The organism is Tessaracoccus zhenghani, from assembly GCF_054552775.1.
Map to the genome: position 1 here is coordinate 242,630 of NZ_CM137275.1, position 18,218 is coordinate 260,847.

14 protein-coding genes are annotated in these 18,218 nt (G+C 69.1%); 8 read left to right on the forward strand and 6 right to left on the reverse strand.

Features of this window, described 5'->3' with window-relative positions; genetic code table 11:
* The first annotated feature begins 31 nt into the window (after nt 1-31).
* Together clpX and ACX1DX_RS01240 are read left to right on the forward strand one after the other, a co-directional pair.
* The gene (gene clpX / locus ACX1DX_RS01235; RefSeq protein WP_459397396.1) at nt 32-1,312 is read left to right on the forward strand and encodes an ATP-dependent Clp protease ATP-binding subunit ClpX; all 1,281 of its coding nucleotides are present in this window, start codon (nt 32-34) and stop codon (nt 1,310-1,312) included.
* Between the two features lie 52 nt (nt 1,313-1,364).
* On the forward strand, nt 1,365-4,592 hold the full coding sequence (locus ACX1DX_RS01240; protein WP_459397397.1) for a S41 family peptidase: 3,228 nt from the start codon (nt 1,365-1,367) through the stop codon (nt 4,590-4,592).
* 64 nt (nt 4,593-4,656) lie between these two features.
* Here the strand turns inward: ACX1DX_RS01240 and valS are convergent, their stop codons facing one another.
* Together valS and ACX1DX_RS01250 are read right to left on the reverse strand one after the other, a co-directional pair.
* Nucleotides 4,657-7,215, reverse strand: coding sequence for a valine--tRNA ligase (valS, locus tag ACX1DX_RS01245; protein ID WP_459397398.1), 2,559 nt, complete (start codon nt 7,213-7,215; stop codon nt 4,657-4,659).
* Between the two features lie 109 nt (nt 7,216-7,324).
* Complete coding sequence (locus ACX1DX_RS01250; protein ID WP_076060606.1) at nt 7,325-8,128, reverse strand: DsbA family protein; 804 nt, start codon at nt 8,126-8,128, stop codon at nt 7,325-7,327.
* 159 nt (nt 8,129-8,287) lie between these two features.
* On the opposite strand from ACX1DX_RS01250, the gene ACX1DX_RS01255 reads away from it, so the two are divergent.
* The 5 genes from ACX1DX_RS01255 to ACX1DX_RS01275 are packed head-to-tail and all read left to right on the forward strand — an operon-like array spanning nt 8,288 to nt 13,433.
* Nucleotides 8,288-9,622 carry a bifunctional folylpolyglutamate synthase/dihydrofolate synthase gene (locus ACX1DX_RS01255; protein WP_459397399.1) on the forward strand — a complete coding sequence of 445 codons (1,335 nt, stop codon included), beginning with the start codon at nt 8,288-8,290 and terminating at the stop codon, nt 9,620-9,622.
* Nucleotides 9,619-9,972, forward strand: a complete 354-nt coding sequence (locus ACX1DX_RS01260) for a DUF4233 domain-containing protein (RefSeq protein WP_076060610.1) — start codon at nt 9,619-9,621, stop codon at nt 9,970-9,972. Before ACX1DX_RS01255 ends, ACX1DX_RS01260 begins: the two co-directional genes overlap by 4 nt.
* Nucleotides 9,969-10,376, forward strand: coding sequence for a nucleoside-diphosphate kinase (ndk, locus tag ACX1DX_RS01265; protein ID WP_459397400.1), 408 nt, complete (start codon nt 9,969-9,971; stop codon nt 10,374-10,376). The genes ACX1DX_RS01260 and ndk overlap by 4 nt, the downstream gene beginning before the upstream one ends.
* A gap of 30 nt (nt 10,377-10,406) precedes the next feature.
* The gene (locus ACX1DX_RS01270; RefSeq protein ID WP_143570918.1) at nt 10,407-11,441 is read left to right on the forward strand and encodes a CPBP family intramembrane glutamic endopeptidase; all 1,035 of its coding nucleotides are present in this window, start codon (nt 10,407-10,409) and stop codon (nt 11,439-11,441) included.
* Nucleotides 11,442-11,486: 45 nt separating this feature from the next.
* On the forward strand, nt 11,487-13,433 hold the full coding sequence (locus ACX1DX_RS01275; protein ID WP_459398235.1) for a TIGR03960 family B12-binding radical SAM protein: 1,947 nt from the start codon (nt 11,487-11,489) through the stop codon (nt 13,431-13,433).
* A gap of 33 nt (nt 13,434-13,466) precedes the next feature.
* Here ACX1DX_RS01275 and ACX1DX_RS01280 read toward each other — a convergent pair whose 3' ends face one another.
* Nucleotides 13,467-14,231 carry an alpha/beta fold hydrolase gene (locus ACX1DX_RS01280; protein ID WP_459397401.1) on the reverse strand — a complete coding sequence of 255 codons (765 nt, stop codon included), beginning with the start codon at nt 14,229-14,231 and terminating at the stop codon, nt 13,467-13,469.
* Nucleotides 14,232-14,293: 62 nt separating this feature from the next.
* Here ACX1DX_RS01280 and ACX1DX_RS01285 point away from each other — a divergent pair, with 62 nt between their 5' ends.
* Nucleotides 14,294-15,796, forward strand: a complete 1,503-nt coding sequence (locus tag ACX1DX_RS01285) for a DUF1846 domain-containing protein (RefSeq protein ID WP_459397402.1) — start codon at nt 14,294-14,296, stop codon at nt 15,794-15,796.
* A 14-nt stretch (nt 15,797-15,810) separates the two neighbouring features.
* Here ACX1DX_RS01285 and ACX1DX_RS01290 read toward each other — a convergent pair whose 3' ends face one another.
* From ACX1DX_RS01290 to ACX1DX_RS01300, 3 genes are read right to left on the reverse strand one after another with little or no spacing between them, the layout of a single operon-like run.
* Nucleotides 15,811-16,638, reverse strand: coding sequence for a glycosyltransferase family 2 protein (locus ACX1DX_RS01290; RefSeq protein ID WP_459398236.1), 828 nt, complete (start codon nt 16,636-16,638; stop codon nt 15,811-15,813).
* The gene (locus ACX1DX_RS01295) at nt 16,638-17,612 is read right to left on the reverse strand and encodes a glycosyltransferase (protein ID WP_459397403.1); all 975 of its coding nucleotides are present in this window, start codon (nt 17,610-17,612) and stop codon (nt 16,638-16,640) included. Before ACX1DX_RS01295 ends, ACX1DX_RS01290 begins: the two co-directional genes overlap by 1 nt.
* Nucleotides 17,609-18,211 (reverse strand): glycosyltransferase, encoded by a 603-nt coding sequence (locus ACX1DX_RS01300; RefSeq protein WP_459397404.1) that lies wholly within the window; start codon nt 18,209-18,211, stop codon nt 17,609-17,611. Before ACX1DX_RS01300 ends, ACX1DX_RS01295 begins: the two co-directional genes overlap by 4 nt.
* Nucleotides 18,212-18,218: the final 7 nt, after the last annotated feature.

The following is an 18,218-nucleotide window of genomic DNA, read 5'->3' on the forward strand; positions in this document are numbered from 1 at the left end:
AATGAGGAACTGTTGATGGGAGGTGGACGTCGTGGCTCGTATCGGTGAATCCGGCGACCTGTTCAAGTGCAACTTCTGCGGGAAAACGCAGAAGCAGGTGAAGAAGTTGATCGCCGGCCCTGGCGTCTACATCTGCGACGAGTGCATCGGCCTGTGCAACGAGATCATCGAGGAGGAGTTCCCGGACGCCCCCGAGGCCGGTCTGGTCAAGGAACTGCCCAAGCCGCGCGAGATCCGCGACTTCCTCGACACCTACGTCATCGGCCAGGACAGCGCGAAGAAGACGCTGTCGGTGGCCGTGTACAACCATTACAAGCGCATCCAGGCCGAGCACGGCGGCCGGGGTCGCCGTTCGGATTCTGACGACATCGAGGTCGGCAAATCCAACATCCTGCTCATCGGCCCCACGGGCTGCGGCAAGACGTACCTGGCCCAGACCCTCGCCCGCATGCTGAACGTCCCGTTCGCCATGGCGGACGCCACCGCGCTGACCGAGGCCGGCTACGTCGGTGAGGACGTCGAGAACATCCTGCTGAAGCTGATCCAGGCGGCGGATTTCGACATCGCCAAGGCGGAGACAGGCATCATCTACATCGACGAGATCGACAAGGTGGCCCGCAAGTCGGAGAATCCCTCGATCACGCGTGACGTGTCAGGTGAGGGTGTGCAGCAGGCGCTGCTCAAGATCCTGGAGGGCACCGTCGCCGCCGTCCCGCCGCAGGGTGGCCGCAAGCACCCCCACCAGGACTTCCTGCAGATCGACACCACCAAGGTGCTGTTCATCGTCGGCGGCGCGTTCGAGGGTCTCGACGAGATCATCAACCAGCGCGTCGGTCGTCGCCCGCTGGGCTTCAACAACAAGGCCGAGGCTCGCATGCCTGAGGCGGACCCGTTCTCCCAGGTGCGTCCCGAAGACCTGCACAAGTTCGGCCTCATCCCGGAGTTCATCGGCCGCCTGCCCATGCTGACCAGCGTCTCGCCCCTCGACGAGGAGGCGCTCACCCGCATCCTGGTGGAGCCCAAGAACGCGTTGGTGCGCCAGTTCCAGAAGCTGTTCGAACTGGACGGCGTGCAGCTGGATTTCGAGGACGGGGCCATCGCCGCCATCGCGGGTCTGGCGCTGGAACGCGGTACCGGTGCCCGCGGGCTTCGGGCCATCCTCGAGGAGCTCCTCCTCGACGTGATGTTCAACGTGCCCTCCGACGAGGACGTTGCCCAGGTGATCGTGACCAGGGAATCGGTGCTCGGCGAGGAATCGCCCACGCTCGTCCCGCGGGCCAAGGTGGCGCGTCGTCGGGATCTCTCGGCCTGATCGGCTGCGGCGGAAGCTCTCAGGAATCCGCAGGGCCAGTAAGGTTGGGCGGGTGAGCCGAGGTTATCGACGTTTCCCGCACCTGCATCAGGACGAGGTCGTCTTCGTCGCAGACGACGACCTGTGGTTGGGGCCGCTTTCGGGCGGCCGCGCCGCACGCATCACCGTGGCGGAAGGCACGCCCCGCAGCCCACGGTTCTCCCCGGACGGGTCGAAGGTCGCCTACGCGGCAACGACCCACGGCCGGTGGGACGCCTACGTCGTCGACCTCGACGGCGGCACCCGGAGGCTCACCTGGCTGGGGACGCGCAGGCTGGTCATCTCAGGGTGGCTGGATGACCAGCACGTCCTCCTCAGCTCGGACCACGAGGGCCTCCACCGGGTCGACACCTATATGTATTCGCTCTCACTCGACGGTGAGCTCACCCGGCTGCCCTGGGGCGGCGCCACCTCGGCGACCGTGCACAGCAGCGGCAGGGTGGCCGTCGCGTCCATCAACCACCGCGATCCCTCGGGATGGAAGCGCTACCGCGGCGGCATGGCCGCGCGCCTCCACATCGGCGACGGCCAGGGCGACTGGATCCGGGTCCTGCCGGAGATCGAGGCCGGCCTGCACCACCCCACCTGGGTGGGGGACCGCCTCGTCTTCACCTCGGATCTTGGCGACGCGCCGGACGTGCAGGCGCAGGTGTGGTCCGTGGACCTGAACGGCATGGACCTGCGCAACCACACCTCCCACACCGCCGAGGAGGGCTACATCCGCGACGCCACCAGCGACGGCCAGGGCGTCGTCTACCACTCGCGCGGCCAGCTGTTCCACCTGGCCAGCCTGAAGGCTCAGCCCCAACTCATCGAGTTGACCACCGGCATCGGGGCGCCGTCGCCGGTGCAGGTGCATCCCACCGACAGGCTCGAGGCGATCGTGCCGGACAACGGCGGCGACGGGTCGCTGCTGGAGTGGCGGGGCGCCGCCTACTACCTCACCCACCGCGGCGGTCCTGCCCGGGCCCTCGCGGACAACGCCGGCGTCCGGGTCAGGGAGCCGCGCTTCCTCGACCACAAGGGCGGCAAGGCGGTGTGGGTGACCGACGCGGAGGGCGAGGACGCCCTCGAGATCCGCCTGCTGGAGGGCGGCGACAAGGCCCGCCGCATCGGAGCGGGCCGCCTCGGCCGCGTCATGACGCTCGAGCCCAATGAGCAGGGCACCCGGATCGCCGTCGGCAGCCACGACGGCACGGTGTACCTCGTCGACGTGGCGCGCGGCAACGTCAAGGACATCGGCCGCTCCACCGTCGGTGAGGCGTCGGGCTTCGCCTGGTCTCCGGACGGCCGCTACCTCGTGTGGCGCAACGCCATCGCGCAGGAGGGGATGCTCGGGCAGCTCGTCGGCTACGACGTCACGGAGAAGCGCACGTTCACCCTGACCAGGGGCCAGTTCAACGACTTCTCGCCCGTGTTCACCGCCGACGGCAAGTACCTCGTGTTCCTGTCGAGCCGCACCATCGACCCCACCTACGACGAACTGACGTTCGACCTCTCCTTCACCAACACCGTGCGTCCGTGGCTGGTGCCATTGAGCGCGGCAGAGCCCGCCCCGTTCGGCCCGTCGCCGGACGGCTGGGCCATCAGCGAAGCCGATGAGGACGACGAGAAGGACGACGATTCCGGGAAGTCGGGCAAGGAAGGCAAGAAGGGCAAGGACGGCAAGGAGTCCGAGCAGGTCTCGGTCGTCTTCGACGTCGGGGGAGTGGAGGACCGGATGGTCCCCTTCCCCGTACCGTCGGGCCGCTACGTGCACCTCCAGGCGACGAAACACGGGTTCGTGTGGCAGTCGCTTCGCTCCGTCGGCGAACTCGGCGCCCTGCGCGCCGGGGTCGAGGGCGAGGTCAAGGACGTCGTGGAGCACTTCTCCCTGAAGACCCGCAAGGTCACCACGGTGGTGGAGGGCTGCGACGGCGCCGGTGTCAGCGGCGACGGCGAGCGTTTGGTCGTCCGCAACGGCGACGAGGTCTGGGTGCAGAGTGCCGAGCAGGCCCCCGGTGACGACGAGGACGCCCGGGTCGCCGTCGATCTCGGCCGGCTGCGCCGCGAGATCGATCCCCGTGCCGAGTGGCGGCAGATGTTCGAGGAGAACTCCCGCCTGATGCGCGACCACTTCTGGCGGCCGGATTTCGACGGCACGGACTGGGCTGCCGCCGTGGCGCGCTACCGGCCGCTGCTCGACGTCGTGGCCACGCACGACGACCTCCTCGACGTGCTGTGGGAGACCGTCGGCGAGCTCAACACCTCGCACGCCTATGTGTCGCCTCCTGACGACGACGGCCCGTCTGTCGGCTACCTGGGCGCCACCTTCACCCGCAACGCCAAGGGCGAGGTGGTCATCGCCGACATCCTGCCCGGCGAGACGTCGGACCCGACGGCGCGGTCGCCGCTGAGGGCGGCCGGCGTCGCTGCTGAGCCGGGCGACGTCATCGTCGCCGTCGACGGCAGGCCCACCGCCGACGCGCCGCACATCGGAGCGCTCCTCCAGGGCGCTGCGGAGAAGGTCGTCGAGTTGACCCTGGCCAGGGGGCGCCAGAAGCGCCGGGTCGCCGTCGTACCCACGAGCAACGAGTCGCCGCTGCGCTACCACCAGTGGGTGACCAGCCGCGTGGAGTACGTGCGGGAACGCTCCGGCGGGCGTATCGGCTACGTGCACGTGCCGGACATGGTGGCGCGCGGCTGGGCGGAGTTCCACCGGCTCATCGACGCCGCGATGGCGTGTGACGGGGTGGTGGTGGACGTGCGGTTCAACGGCGGGGGCCACACCTCAGAGCTGGTCATCGAGCGGCTGACGCGCCGGGCCATCGGCTGGGTGGGCGCCCGTCACCACGACGGGGCGAGCACCTACCCCAGCCAGGCCGCGCGCGGTCCCGTGGTGTTCCTCACGAACCCGTTCGCAGGCTCGGACGGCGACATCGTGACCGCCGCCGCACAGAACCTGGGCCTCGGCCCGGTGGTGGGCGAACGCAGTTGGGGCGGCGTGGTCGGCATCGACGGCCGGTTCACCCTGGTGGACGGCACCGAGGTGACACAGCCGCGCTACTGGATCGCCTTCGACCAGCACGGCTTCGGGCTGGAGAACCGCGGCGTCGACCCGGACATCGTGGTGGAGGTGGGACCGGCTGATTGGGAATCCGACGGCGACAAGCAGCTCGACGCGGCAGTGGACGAGGCGCTGCAGCGCCTCAACGGCACTCCGGCAGCGGTGGCGCCCAGCTTCCCGCCGCCGCGCTTCTGAGCGGGTGCGAAGAAGGCCTCGGAGTCGCTCGACTCCGAGGCCCTTCGTCCTCTTCAGGGAACTATCAGCCGGCGACGGGCGCCAGCTCGATGTCGGCGACGATGTGCTGGCCGTCCTCGACCCACTCCACGTCGCCCACCAGGCGGCCCACGGCGCGCAGGTCCGGCTCGATGGTCTTCAACCGCTCGACGGAGCCGGCCGGCCCGCGGAAGACGGCCTTCGCCACCTCTGCCCGCATGGAGACCTTCGCGTTGGACTTCGCGCCGCGGATGGCGATGAGCGCCTCCGCGAGATCTGCCAGCAGCGTGGCGTCGCCGTCGATGGACAACTCCTCCGCGGTGGGCCAAGCGGAGCGGTGCACGGACGAGTCGTTGGTCCAGCGCCACACCTCTTCCGCCACGAACGGCAGGAAGGGTGCGAACAGGCGTACCTGGACGCTCAGCGCGATGGCCAGCGCGGCCTGCGCCGACTTCTTGCCCTCGTCGCTGCCGGTGTAGGCGCGTTCCTTGACCAGTTCCAGGTAGTCGTCGCAGAAGGACCAGAAGAACGTCTCCGTGGCCTCGAGCGCGCCGCTGTAGTCGAAGTCTTCGAACTCCTCAGTGGCCTTCTCCACGACGACGGCCAAGCCGCGCAGCAGCGCCTTGTCCACGGGGTTCGTCACGGCGTCCAGCGTGGCGGGCGCGTCCTGCATCGACAGCACGAACTTGCCGGCGTTGAGGATCTTCATCGCGAGGCGACGGCCCACCTTCATCTGGGTCTCGTCGAACGGTGAATCCTGGCCGGGACGCGCCATGGCGGCGCGCCAGCGCACCGCGTCGGAGCCGTACTTGACGAGGATGTCGGTGGGCACCACCACGTTGCCCTTCGACTTCGACATCTTCTTGCGGTCCGGGTCCACGACGAAGCCCGAGATTGTGGCGCGCTTCCAGGGGAGCGTGCCGTTCTCGAAGTGCGCGCGCACCACGCGGCTGAACAGCCAGGTGCGGATGATGTCGTGGGCCTGGGGGGCCATGTCCATGGGGAAGGTGAGATTGAACAGCTCCTCATCGCGCTCCCAGCCGGTGGCCAGGTGCGGGGTGAGCGACGACGTCGCCCAGGTGTCCATCACGTCGGGGTCCGCCATGAAGCCGCCGGGCTGGTTGCGCTGCTCCTCCGAGAAGCCCTCCGGGGTGTCGGTCATGGGGTCGATGGGCAGCGACGCCTCGTCGGCCACGATGGGGCTCTCGTACCGCGGCTCACCGTCGGCGTCCAGCTCGTACCAGACGGGGAACGGCACGCCGAAGAAGCGCTGGCGCGAGATGAGCCAGTCGCCGTTAAGGCCCGAGACCCAGTTGTCGTAGCGGTGCTTCATGTGCTCGGGGGTCCACTCGAGGGCCCTGCCGCGCTCCAGGAGGGTGGCCTTGAGTTCCTCGTCGCGGCCGCCGTTGGTGATGTACCACTGGCGGGTGGCCACGATCTCGAGGGGCTTGTCGCCCTTCTCGTAGAAGTTGGCCATGCGGGTGGTGGGCTTGGGGTCCTCCAGCATGTCGCCCTGCTCGCGCAGCTGGGCGACGGTGGCCTCGCGGGCGGAGAAGGCGGTCTTGCCCGCCAGCCCTTCATAGGCCTCCGTGTTGACGATCCACTCCGGCGCCTCGGCCTGGAAACGGCCGTCGCGGCCGATGACGGTGCGGGTGGGCAGGTTCAGCTCACGCCACCACAGCACGTCGGTGAGGTCGCCGAAGGTACAGCACATGGCGATGCCGGCGCCCTTGTCGGGCTCGGCCGCGGCGTGGGCCAGCACCGGGATCTCGACGCCGAAGATGGGCGAGGTCACCGTCGTGCCGAAGAGGTCCTGGTAGCGCTCGTCGTCCGGGTGGGCGATGAGGGCGCAGACCGACACGATGAGTTCGGGCCTCGTCGTCTCGATCCACACCGGCTCGCCGTCCGGCTTGTGGAAGGCGACCCGGTGGTAGTGGCCGGGGTAGTCGCGGGCCTCGAGCTCGGCCTGCGCGACGGCCGTCTGGAACGTCACGTCCCAGAGGGTGGGCGCATGGTCGAGGTAGGCCTCGCCACGGGCGTGGTTGCGCAGGAACGCGCGCTGCGCCACGGACTGGGCCTCGGGCGAGATGGTGGTGTAGAGGGTGTTCCAGTCCACCGACAGGCCGAGCTGCTTCCACAGGTCCTCGAAGACCTGCTCGTCCACCTGCGTCAGTTCCTGGCACAGCTCGATGAAGTTGCGGCGGCTGATCGGGATCTGCCGCTTCGGATCCGGCTTGGCGGGCGGCTGGAAGCCGGCGTCGTAGGGCAGCGAGGGGTCGCAGCGCACGCCGTAGAAGTTCTGCACCCGGCGCTCGGTGGGCAGGCCGTTGTCGTCCCAGCCCATGGGGTAGAAGACTTCCTTGCCGCGCATCCGCTGGTAGCGCGCGATGGTGTCGGTGTGCGTGTAGCTGAAGACGTGCCCCACGTGCAGCGAGCCGGACACGGTGGGAGGGGGAGTGTCGATGCTGAACACCTCGTCGCGCGACGACGGCCGACGGAAGGCGTAGGTGCCCTCTGTCTGCCATACCTCGCCCCACTTGGCCTCCAGTCCTTCGAGGACGGGCTTGTCGGGCAGGGCACCCTTGGGCGCGGTGGTGTCAGTCATGCGGTTGATCTTAGCGAGATTCGCCACTGGTGCCGATCCGGGGAAGGGCCTCAAACGGCAGCAGCCCGGACGGTGGACGTCCGGGCTGCTGGTGTGTGGGGTGAGGCGATCAGCGCTGGTAGGGCTCAGGCTTGACGTCGATCTCCTTGCCGCCCTCTTCCCAGGCGGCGGTCGCGGCGTTGAGGAAGCCCTCGGCGGTGGGCTCGATGGAGCCGAGATCCAGGCGCTGGCCGGAGACGACGTAGGCCGGGGTCGCGTCGACGGCGTCGTCGCGGAACTTCTGGTCCGCGTTGTCGACCCACTCCTGGAACGAGCGGGAGTTGTACAGCTCGACGTAGCGGGTCAGGTCTTCACCGGTGATGCCCGCGGCCTGGGGGATGTCGTTGCGGAGCACCTGGTCCGTGTAGCCGGTGTCCTGGAAGTCGAACGCGACACGGTGGAAGTCCTCGAACGCACCCACCTCTGCTGCAGCGGCGGCCGCCACGGCGGTGCGGGACGAGGGGCCGTCCTCGCGGGCCTGATCCAGGAAGTGGGCGGTGCGGATCTCGGTGGTGATGGAGCCGTCGGCGACCAGCTGCTCCACGATCGGGCCGAGGGTTGCGTGGGCGCTGGCACACGCGGGGCACTGGTAGTCCTCCCACAGCACGAGGTGCGGCTTGTCCGCGCTGGGGGCATTACCTTCGAGCGGGATGCCGTAGCCCTCGGTGGCGGCGGGCGGCGTCAGCTGTTCTTCTGCCACCGAGGTGCGGTTGCCGATGGCCTGCACGATGACGATGGCGAGCACCACGACGACCACCAGGGCCGCCAGGCCGAAACCGAACCCCATGATGCGCTTGTTGCGCTTGTTGCGTTCGTCCATCTCCTGAGCCTGCCGCAGCGCGGCGCGCTTGCTGAGGTTCGAGTTGTTGGCCATGTAGGTGCTCCTTCAGAAATCCAGTGCGGGGCTGCGGGCACCGTGGGGTGCTGCGCTTTCGGAAGTAATGATAACCAGCGCACCCAAGGTGGTTGAATCAGTTACTACACACTGCGGAATCCTCCTGGGCGGTGCCCGGCCGAGTAGGCTGGCCCCACCATGACTGAAACCTCACACGCCGCGTTGACGGCGGCCCTGACCAGCCGTTGGCCCGAGCACCGGGTGGCGCCCAGCCTGACCAGGGTCGCCGCGCTGATGGACCTCCTCGGTGAACCGCAGCGGGCCTATCCCGTCATCCAGGTGGCCGGCACCAACGGCAAGGGCAGCACCGCCATCATGATCGAGACGCTGCTGCGTTCCGCGGGCCTGCGCACCGGGCGGTTCTCCAGCCCGCACCTGTCGGATGTGCGTGAGCGCATCGTGATCGACGGCGAACCCATCAGCGAGGAACGCTTCGCTGAGGTGTGGGCGGACATCGAGCCCTACGTCGACATGGTGGACGAGCAGCAGCTCGACGGCGTGGCCATGACGTTCTTCGAGGTCATCACCGGCATGGCGTACGCGGCGTTCGCCGACGCCCCCGTCGATGTCGCGGTGATGGAGGTGGGCCTGGGCGGGCGTTGGGACGCCACGTCGGTGGCCGACGCGGCGGTCGCCGTGGTCACGCCCATCGGGATGGACCACACGCACATCCTGGGCAACACGCTGACGGAGATCGCGGGGGAGAAGGCCGGCATCATCAAGCCCGGCGGCACCGCCGTGTTCGCCGGCCAGGCTCCCGAGGCCGCCAAGGTGCTGCTGGCCGCCGCCGTCGAGGCCGGCGCGTCGATGAAGGCCGAGGGTCCGGATTTCGGCCTGCTGGAGCGCGGCCTCGCCGTGGGTGGCCAGTTGCTGCGCATCGAGAGCGTCGGCGGCCCTGTGGCTGACGTCTTCCTGCCTCTCTACGGGGAACACATGGCCCGTAACGCCGTGCTCGCCGTGGCGGCGGTTGAGGCGTTCCTGGGTGGCAAGCCACTCAACCCGGAGATCATCGTCGAGGGGCTGGGCGCCGTCGAGGCCCCGGCGCGCCTGGAGCTGGTGCGCACCTCGCCGCCGATCGTGATCGACACCGCCCACAACACGCAGGCCGCCCGCGCCACCATCGACGCGGTGGAGGAGAGCTTCGACTTCGCGCCCACCATCGGTGTCGTGGCCATGATGCAGGACAAGGACGCCGCGGAGGTGCTCGAGATCTTCGCCGAGAAGATGGACCAGGTGGTCATCACCCAGGTCTCCTCGACCTCCCGGGCTCGGCCCGTCGACGACCTCGCCGCCGTCGCCGAAACGGTGTGGGAGACCAGCAAGGTGCACCGCGCCCCCAGCATGCGTGAGGCTCTGGACCTGGCCGTCATGCTGGCTGACACCGCCAGCGTCCAGGCCGGTGTGCTCGTCGCGGGGTCCGTCATCGCTGCGGGCGAGGCCCGCGACCTGTTGAAGAAGAGGGACGCCCAGTGACCCTCGCGCCCGACAACCCCATGCGCAGCGCGGCCATGTCGGTGCTGCTCTTCGAGGTGATCATCATCTGGTTGGCCTACATCGGCATGATCCAGGTCTCGGGCGTCGATCTCGCGGTCGCGGCCGCCTGGAGTGCAGTGGCCACGCTCTTGTGCATCGGCGCCCTCGCCGGCCTTCGGAAGCGCTGGGGCTATCTGGCGGGATGGGCCGCCCAGGCCGTCCTCATCGGATTGGGCGTTCTCACCCCGTGGATGTACGCCATGGGTATCATCTTCGCTTTGATCTGGGCGACGTGTGTGATCCTCGGCAAGAGGATTGAGGCCCACCGGCATGGAGGTAACCCACAGTGAGCGAAAAGACGCTCGTCATCATCAAGCCCGACGTGGTGGAGGCCGGTAACGCAGGAAAGGTACTGGCCCGCTACGAGGAGGCCGGGCTCTCCATCGTCGCCATGGAACTGCGCACCATCGACGGTGCCTTCGCGGACCGGCACTACGAGGAGCACCTGGCACGGGACTTCTACCCGAAGCTGCGTACCTTCATGACCAGCGGCCCCATGATCCCCCTCGTCCTGTGCGGGCCGGACTGCGTCTCCCAGGTGCGTGAGCTCAACGGGGCCACGGATCCGGCCAAGGCCGAGCCGGGCACCATCCGGGCGGATTTCGGCGACAGCGGCCCGCGCAACGCGGTGCACGCCTCTGATTCGGCTGAGTCCGCGGCGCGTGAGATCGCGCTCTGGTTCCCGGCCCTCTGACCCGGAACCCCACGAGGTTAGGGTGGGGCTGTGAGCCAGCTTCCCCCGCCCGAACAGCAGCCCTCCCCCCAGTGGGGGCCACCACAGCAATGGGCGCCGCCGCTGCCTGAGCAGCGACGCGACGTGGCGTTCCCTGCGCCGACGTGGATCCCGGCCCCGCCGTCGATGCCGACGACGCCGGTCGGGTACCACCAGTTCTGGCGCGCGCCGGGGATCGCCCCGTGGCGCCCCATCGTCGTGGTGCTCATCCTGGCGGTGGCGTTCTTCGGCTTCGCTGTGCTCGCCACGCTGGCTGCCGTGGGCGTCGAGGTGGCCACCGGGGCGGTGGACCCGGACGACCTCATGGGGATGCTCGAGGAGGGCCGTGTCACGCCGGGCCTGGTGCTGGCCAACAGCATCGCCATCGGCCTGTTGCTGCCATTCGCGCTGCTGACCGGCCACCTCGTGAAACAACGCCCCGGCTTCCTGCATTCAGTGGTCGGACGGGTGCGCTGGGGTTGGTTCTGGATCTGCGTCGCCGCGTCGCTGGTGGTGCTCGGGCTCAACATGGGCATCGAACTCTCGCTGACGGGTACCGCGGACCTGGAGCTGCAGATCCGGCCCTACACCTGGTGGCTGCTCATCGGGCTGCTGCTGGTGACGCCCTTCCAGGCAGCGGCAGAGGAGTACCTGCTGCGGGGCGTGGTCTTCCGCACCGTGGGCTCCTGGTTCAGGCCTCCCGTCGTGGCCTTCATCGTCGGTGCCGTCCTGAACTCGGCGCTGTTCATGGTGATGCACGGCGCGGCAGACCCGTGGCTCAACGTCTTCTACTTCAGCCTGGGTGCCCTGTTGAGCTGGCTGACGTGGCGCACCGGTGGCCTGGAGGCGGCGGCCGCCCTCCACATCGTCAACAACATGATCGGCTTCTCCATCGTGCCGTTCCAGGACGTCAGCGGCCTGTTCGACCGCTCCGTCGGCACGGGCGGCCCCGTGATCCTGTGGCAGCTGACCGCCTCGGTGATCCTCGTGGTGCTGCTCGACGTGTTGGCGCGGCGACGTCGACTCGCGACGCTCGGCCGGGGCTAGGCCAAAGCGCACCCCGCGGATATCCTTGACCACGCTATGACTACGATGCCCACTCTGCCCACGCACTCGGTGTTCGACCGCCTCGAGCCGCTGCTGGCGAGCGTCAGCAAGCCCATCCAGTACGTGGGCGGTGAACACAACTCCGTCGTGAAGGACTGGGACAGCGTCAGCGTGCGCTGGTGCCTCTCCTACCCGGACGCCTACGAGGTGGGCCAGCCCAACCAGGGCGTGGCCATCCTCTACGAGATCCTCAACGAACGCGACTGGATCCTCGCGGAACGCACCTACTCCGTCTGGCCGGACATGGAGAAGGTGCTGCGCGACAACCTCATCCCCCAGTTCACGCTCGACGCCCACCGCCCCGTCGGCATGTTCGACCTGCTGGGCGTCTCGTTCTCCACGGAGCTGGGGTACACGAACCTGCTCAACCTCATCGACCTGTCCGGCCTCACGCTGCACGCCGACCAGCGCAGTGAGCACGAGCCGCTCGTCGTGGCCGGCGGGCACGCGGCGTTCAACCCGGAACCCATCGCGGACTTCATCGACGTCGCGGTGCTCGGCGACGGCGAGGAGGCCTCGCTGCACATCTCCGACATCGTGCGGGAATGGAAGGCCGAGGGGCGCGAAGGCGGCCGCGACGGGCTGCTGCTGCGCCTGGCCATGACCGGCGCGTTCTACGTGCCCAAGTTCTACGACGTCGACTACCTCGACGACGGGCGCATCCAACGCGTCGCCCCGAACCGGCCCGAGGTGCCGTTCCAGGTGCGCAAGCACACGCTCATGGACCTCGACGCGTGGCCCTATCCCAAGAAACCCATCGTCCCCATGGCGGAGACGGTCCACGAGCGCTACTCCGTGGAGATCTTCCGCGGCTGCACCAGGGGCTGCCGCTTCTGCCAGGCCGGCATGATCACGCGCCCCGTCCGCGAACGCAGCATCGAGACCATCGGCGCCATGGTGGAGGGCGGCCTCAAGGCCACCGGTCTGGAGGAGATCGGGCTGCTGTCGCTGTCGTCGGCGGACCACTCCGAGATCGCTGAAGTCACCCGCCAGTTGGCGGACCGGTACGAGGGCAGCAACGTCTCGCTCTCGCTCCCGTCCACCCGCGTGGACGCGTTCAACATTGACCTGGCCAACGAACTCTCGCGCAACGGTCGGCGCTCCGGCCTCACCTTCGCGCCCGAGGGCGGCTCGGAGCGCATGCGCAAGGTCATCAACAAGATGGTCAGCGAGGACGACCTCATCAACACGGTCGCCACTGCCTTCTCCTCCGGCTGGCGGCAGGTCAAGCTCTATTTCATGTGCGGGCTGCCCACGGAGACCGACGAGGACGTGCTGGCCATCGCAAACCTCGCGCGCCGCGTCATCGAGACCGGCCGTCAGGCGTCCGGCACCAAGGACATCCGCTGCACCGTCTCGATCGGCGGCTTCGTGCCGAAGGCACACACGCCCTTCCAATGGGCCGGTCAGGCGAGCTCCGAGACCATCAACAGCCGGCTGATGCTCCTCAAGGAGACCATCAAGCAGGACCGCAACTACGGCCGCGCAATCGGTCTTCGCTACCACGAGGGTGAGCCCGGCGTGGTCGAGGGGCTGCTGTCGCGCGGCGACCGCCGCATCGGACGCGTCATCGAGCGCGTCTGGCGCGAGGGCGGCAAGTTCGACGGTTGGAGCGAGCACTTCTCCTACGAGCGCTGGGTCGCCTCGGCCAATGACGAGCTGGCGAAATTCGGCATCGACCTGGAGTGGTACACCCAGCGGGAACGCAGCTACGAAGAGGTGCTCCCGTGGGACCACCTGGACGCCGGCCTGGACCGTGACTGGCTCTGGGAGGACTGGCAGGAGGCGCTGGACGGCCGCGAGGTCGAGGACTGCCGCTGGACCCCGTGCTTCGACTGCGGCGTGTGCCCGCAGCTGGACACCGAGATCCAGATCGGCCCCACCGGCAAGGTGCTGCTCCCGCTCACCGTAGCCAAGCCCAACCTGGCCTGACCCCCGCCGGCCCGCCCCGGGTCGTCGGGTGGCTCAGCCCACGTACAGGTGCAGGAACGCCTCCACGAGCTCGTAGAAGGCTTCGGGGCGGTCGCGGCGGATGCAGTGCCCGGCGCCCGGTACCTCCACCACCCGCACCAGGTCGTTGTGGATCTTCGCGGGATCAGGGGCCATCTCGCCGTTGACGGGAACCAGGATCAGCGTCGGCACGCTCAGCCCGGTGAACATCTCCTCCCAGGCGGTGTCGCCCAGGTAGAGACCCCGTCGGAGGTATTCACGGTCGACACGGGCCTTGGATTCCGCCCACGGCTTCAGCTCGGTGTCCGTCCACGGCGTCTCCTGCAGCATGCGGGTGACCTCGCCGTCGGGGTCCTCCGTCACCGTCTCCACGAAGGCGAGCTGCTGGCGCGCGAACTCCCGCTCCGCCGCATCCCAGTGCGGGGCGGGCTTGGCCGGGTCCTCCAGCACGAGGGCGCGCACGAGCTCCGGATACGCCTGCGCGACGCGGGCGGCGACCAACCCGCCGAGCGAATGCGCCACGACCAATGCCGGCCGGCCCAGCTCGCGCAGCACTTCTGCCACGTCGTCGCGCAGCACTTCGGGGACGCGGCCCAACTCCTCGTCGGTGAAGCGGGGGGAGCGGCCGTGCCCGCGCTGGTCGACGGCGAGGATGCGGAAGTCTGATTCCCAGCGGGCGACGGCATCCGGCCAGCAGGTGCCGTCGTCGGTCAGGCCGTGGACGAGGACGAGCGGTGGGGCTGTGGTGTCGCCGTGTTCGTGGACGTTGAGCTGCGCCATGACAGGAACCTACCCCCTTCCGGTCAGGGCCGAGCGGCCTACAACGTGTAAGCTGGCGGTCCGTGGCTCAGAGCAATCGCAAACCCGGATTCGACCGTCAGAAGTACCTCGATCTCCAGTCGGAGCACATCGACCAGCGACGCAAGCGCTTCGGCGGGAAGCTCTACCTCGAGTTCGGCGGCAAGCTCTTCGACGACCACCACGCGGCGCGGGTCCTGCCCGGCTTCACCCCGGACAACAAGATCGAGATGCTCAACACCATCGCCGACGAGGTCGAGATCGTCATGGTCATCTCCTCCCACGACCTCATCCGCAACAAGGTGCGCGCCGACATCGGCATCACCTACGAGGCCGACGTGCTGCGGCTCATCGACGAGTTCCGCACCTACGGGCTCTACGTCGGCTCCGTGGTCATCACGCAGATGGCCGACGACCACCGCCAGGCCCGCAACTTCAAGCGCAAGCTGGAGCGGCTGGGTCTCAAGGTGTACCGCCACTACCCGATCAAGGGCTATCCCAACGACATCCCGCTGATCGTGAGCGAGAACGGCTACGGCCGCAACGAGTACATCGAGACCACCCGCGACGTCGTCGTGGTCACCGCCCCGGGCCCGGGCAGCGGCAAGATGGCCACCTGTCTCTCCCAGCTCTACCACGACCACAAGCGCGGTATCGCCTCCGGCTACGCCAAGTACGAGACCTTCCCCATCTGGAACCTGCCGCTGGACCACCCGGTCAACATGGCCTACGAGGCGGCCACGGCAGACCTTGACGACGTCAACATGATCGACCCCTTCCACCTCGCCGCGTACGGCGAGCAGGTCGTCAACTACAACCGCGACGTCGAGTCCTTCCCTGTGCTGAAGCTCCTCTTCGAGCAGTTGACGGGGGAGAGCCCCTACCAGTCACCCACGGACATGGGCGTCAACATGGCGGGCGTCTGCATCTCCGACGACGAGGTGTGCCGCGAGGCCTCGAAGCAGGAGGTGCTGCGGCGCTACTTCAAGGCGCTCGTGGCCGAACGCCGCGACGAGTCCGAACCCCACCAGTCGGACCGCATCGCCCTGATCATGTCCACCCTCGGCATCACGCGCGACGACCGCCCCGTCGTCGGGCCGGCGCTCGAACTGGAGAAGCGCACCAAGGGCCCGGCCGCCGCCATCCAGCTTCCCGATGGCACCGTCGTCACGGGCAAGACCTCGGCGCTGCTCGGGGCCAGTTCCGCCATGCTGCTCAATGCGCTGAAGATGCTCGCCGGCCTCCCCGATGAGGTGCGCCTCCTCGACCCGGAGACCATCGAGCCCATCCAGACCCTCAAGACCCGTCACCTGGGCAGCGCCAACCCGCGCCTCCACACCGACGAGGTGCTCATCGCGTTGTCCGTCGGCGCCCGCTTCGACGAGAACGCACGCCGGGCGCTGGCCGAACTGCAGCAGCTGCGCGGCTGCGACGTGCACGCCTCCGTCATCCTCGGCCCGGTGGACGAGTCCATCTTCCGGAACCTCGGGGTGCATGTCACCTGCGAGCCGGTCTACCAGAGCAAGAAGCTGTACAAGAAGGGCTGACGGCTGGGGCGCGCTCAGGGCGAAGCAGGCGCCCAGCCTTCGGCTGTCCGGAGCAGGTGGCCGGACTGCTCCATCGCCTCAAGCCAGCCCGGCATGGGGTACTCGCCCCAGAGGGAATGGAACAGGTTCGCGTTGCGGGCGATCGCAGCCGCGTGCTCGACGGGTGGGCTGCTCGACGGGTGCCACTGGTGGAACGCCCCGGCCCCGCGGATCCACCACAGGTGGCCTCCGGCCGCGGCCAGCCGGCGGCCGAAGTCGGTATCCTCGCCGCCGTAGCCCACGTAGCGTTCGTCGAAACCGCCGATGCGGTGCCAGTCGGTGATGCTGGTGGCGATGTTGAGCGACCACAACAGGTTCACATCGGCCGCCAGCAGGTCGTCGGTCTCCGGCACCGTCCGGGCGGGATGGTCGCGCCCGACCTCCGCGAGCCGTTCGGGGGTGTAGTCGTCCCCGCTGAGTCCCTCCGGGAGATACCTCACCCGTCCGGTCACCACTGAGGGGCCGGGCTGCGTGGCGGCGTCCAGCAGACGGGAGGTGTAGTCGGCCACGAATCCCGGTTCCGGAAGGCAGTCCACATCCAGCAGCGCCACCATCGTCGCCCCCGCCTCCTCGGCTGCGGCCACCCCGCGGTTGCGGGCACCGGCCAGGGGTAGTCCGCCGTCGGTCGGCAGCTCGACGAGCACCGTCCGCTCCCTGCCGCCGATCAGGCCTGCGATGGCGGGGTCGCCCATCGCCACCACGACGTGGACGAGGGGCCGGGGATCGAGCGCATCGATCCAGCGCAGCTGACGGGTGAGGTGGTCGTGGCGTCCGTGCGCGATGGTGACGATGGCGAGCTCCATCACGGGACCTCGTCCGCGAGCGCGGCTATCGCGGCGGCGGCCCGGGCGGCCCCGTCGCGGGTGGTCCAGCGGTGCCAACCGCAGCAGCCTGCGGCCTCGTCGAGCAGCCCCGGCCACTCACGCGCACCCGGCCACTGCGGCAGGGCCACGCAGCACCGCAGGTTCCGCAACGCCTCGACGGTGCCCAGCTGCTCGTCGAACGGCCTGGGCTGGGCGACCACCACCGCGGGGCGACCGGCCGCGGCCACCTCCGCCACGGCGTTCTGCCCGGCATGCGTGACGACGACGTCTGCCCACTCGAGGTCCGCCCAGACGTCTGGGGAGCCCGCCCGTCCGGGGCTGCGGACCTTCCACTCCCAGCCGGGGGTGGCCGCCTCTGCGGCGCGGAGGTCGTCGTCGGTCACGCCGGTGCCGCCGGCGCCCCACACCACCAGCACGCGGCGTCGGCTGCGGGTCAGGGGCGGTGGCACGCGGTCGTCGAAGCGGGAGATGGCGCCGACGTACCGGGTCTTCCGGCGCCACCGGAGGGGCCATGTGGGTTCCGGCGCGCTCTCGGGCCAGGGTGCGAGCAGCAGGGAGGCCGAATCGTAGGCGGCCTCATGCGGGCGGTCCCTGCGGTCGCCTCGCATGCCCATGACCACGGTGCGTACCCCCATGAGACGGGACAGGAGCGCCACCTCCGCCGAGACGTCCACGACCATCACGGACACGTCGCCGCGGAGCCGCTCGGCGATCAGCGCCAGCCGCTCGCGGTGCCCGGCGTGGTCGAGCGGAGCCCAGTGGAACACGCCGCCGGCCGTCGGGTCCGCAGGTTCGTCCGCGATGTCCCGGGGGAGCTGGACCCACGCTCCAGGCCAGCCGTCGGGGGTGGGCATGGATCCGAAGCCCAGTACCTCGCGCCCGAGTTGGCGTGCGATCTGGGTGCCTCGCGTGGCGTGTCCCAACCCCTGGTGGTGCACGTACCAGCCGATCATGTGAGCTCCTCGTACAGGGCGACGTAGTGGTCGACCATGGCGTCGAGGCCGCAGGCCACCTCTGCATGGCGGCGCACCTCCGCGCGGTCCATTCCGATTACCCGGGCCAGGGCGACGGCCGCCTCCTCCGGGCTCGCGGACGGGTCGACGCACTCCCCACCCGGCGGGCGCACGATCTCCGGCAACCCGCCGCGGGCCAGTGCCAGCACCGGCGTGCCGCACGCCATGGCCTCGGCTGCCACCAACCCGTAGGGCTCGTCCCATTCGGGGGTGACCAGGCACGCGGCCGACGATCCGACGAGCGTGGGCAGCGCGTAGGGCCCGAGGTGGCCCTCGTAGCTGACGTCGTCGCCCAGGAGCGGCTGGAGCGCGGAGCGGAAGTACGCCACGTCGACGATGGGGCCGGCGATCCGCAGCCGACGCCCCAAGTGGCGCGCGATCAGGACGGCGCGGTGGGGAGCCTTCTCCGGGGCGATCCGCCCGGTCCATACGAGATCGTCGCCGCCGGGGCCCGGCAGCCAGACGGAGAGGTCGATGCCGTTGTGGATGACCTGGGCGGCGGTGAACCCGGCCCATCGCTCGGACACCCAGTGCGACACCGCCACA

Bases quoted from the DNA above. Each gene is read 5' to 3' on its own strand.
- ACX1DX_RS01280 (WP_459397401.1), bottom strand. From the start codon at position 14,231: ATGGCGCAGCTCAACGTCCACGAACACGGCGACACCACAGCCCCACCG.
- ACX1DX_RS01250 (WP_076060606.1), bottom strand. From the start codon at position 8,128: ATGGCCAACAACTCGAACCTCAGCAAGCGCGCCGCGCTGCGGCAGGCT.
- ACX1DX_RS01295 (WP_459397403.1), bottom strand. From the start codon at position 17,612: ATGATCGGCTGGTACGTGCACCACCAGGGGTTGGGACACGCCACGCGA.
- ACX1DX_RS01255 (WP_459397399.1), top strand. From the start codon at position 8,288: ATGACTGAAACCTCACACGCCGCGTTGACGGCGGCCCTGACCAGCCGT.
- ACX1DX_RS01275 (WP_459398235.1), top strand. From the start codon at position 11,487: ATGCCCACTCTGCCCACGCACTCGGTGTTCGACCGCCTCGAGCCGCTG.
- ACX1DX_RS01290 (WP_459398236.1), bottom strand. From the start codon at position 16,638: ATGGAGCTCGCCATCGTCACCATCGCGCACGGACGCCACGACCACCTC.
- valS (WP_459397398.1), bottom strand. From the start codon at position 7,215: ATGACTGACACCACCGCGCCCAAGGGTGCCCTGCCCGACAAGCCCGTC.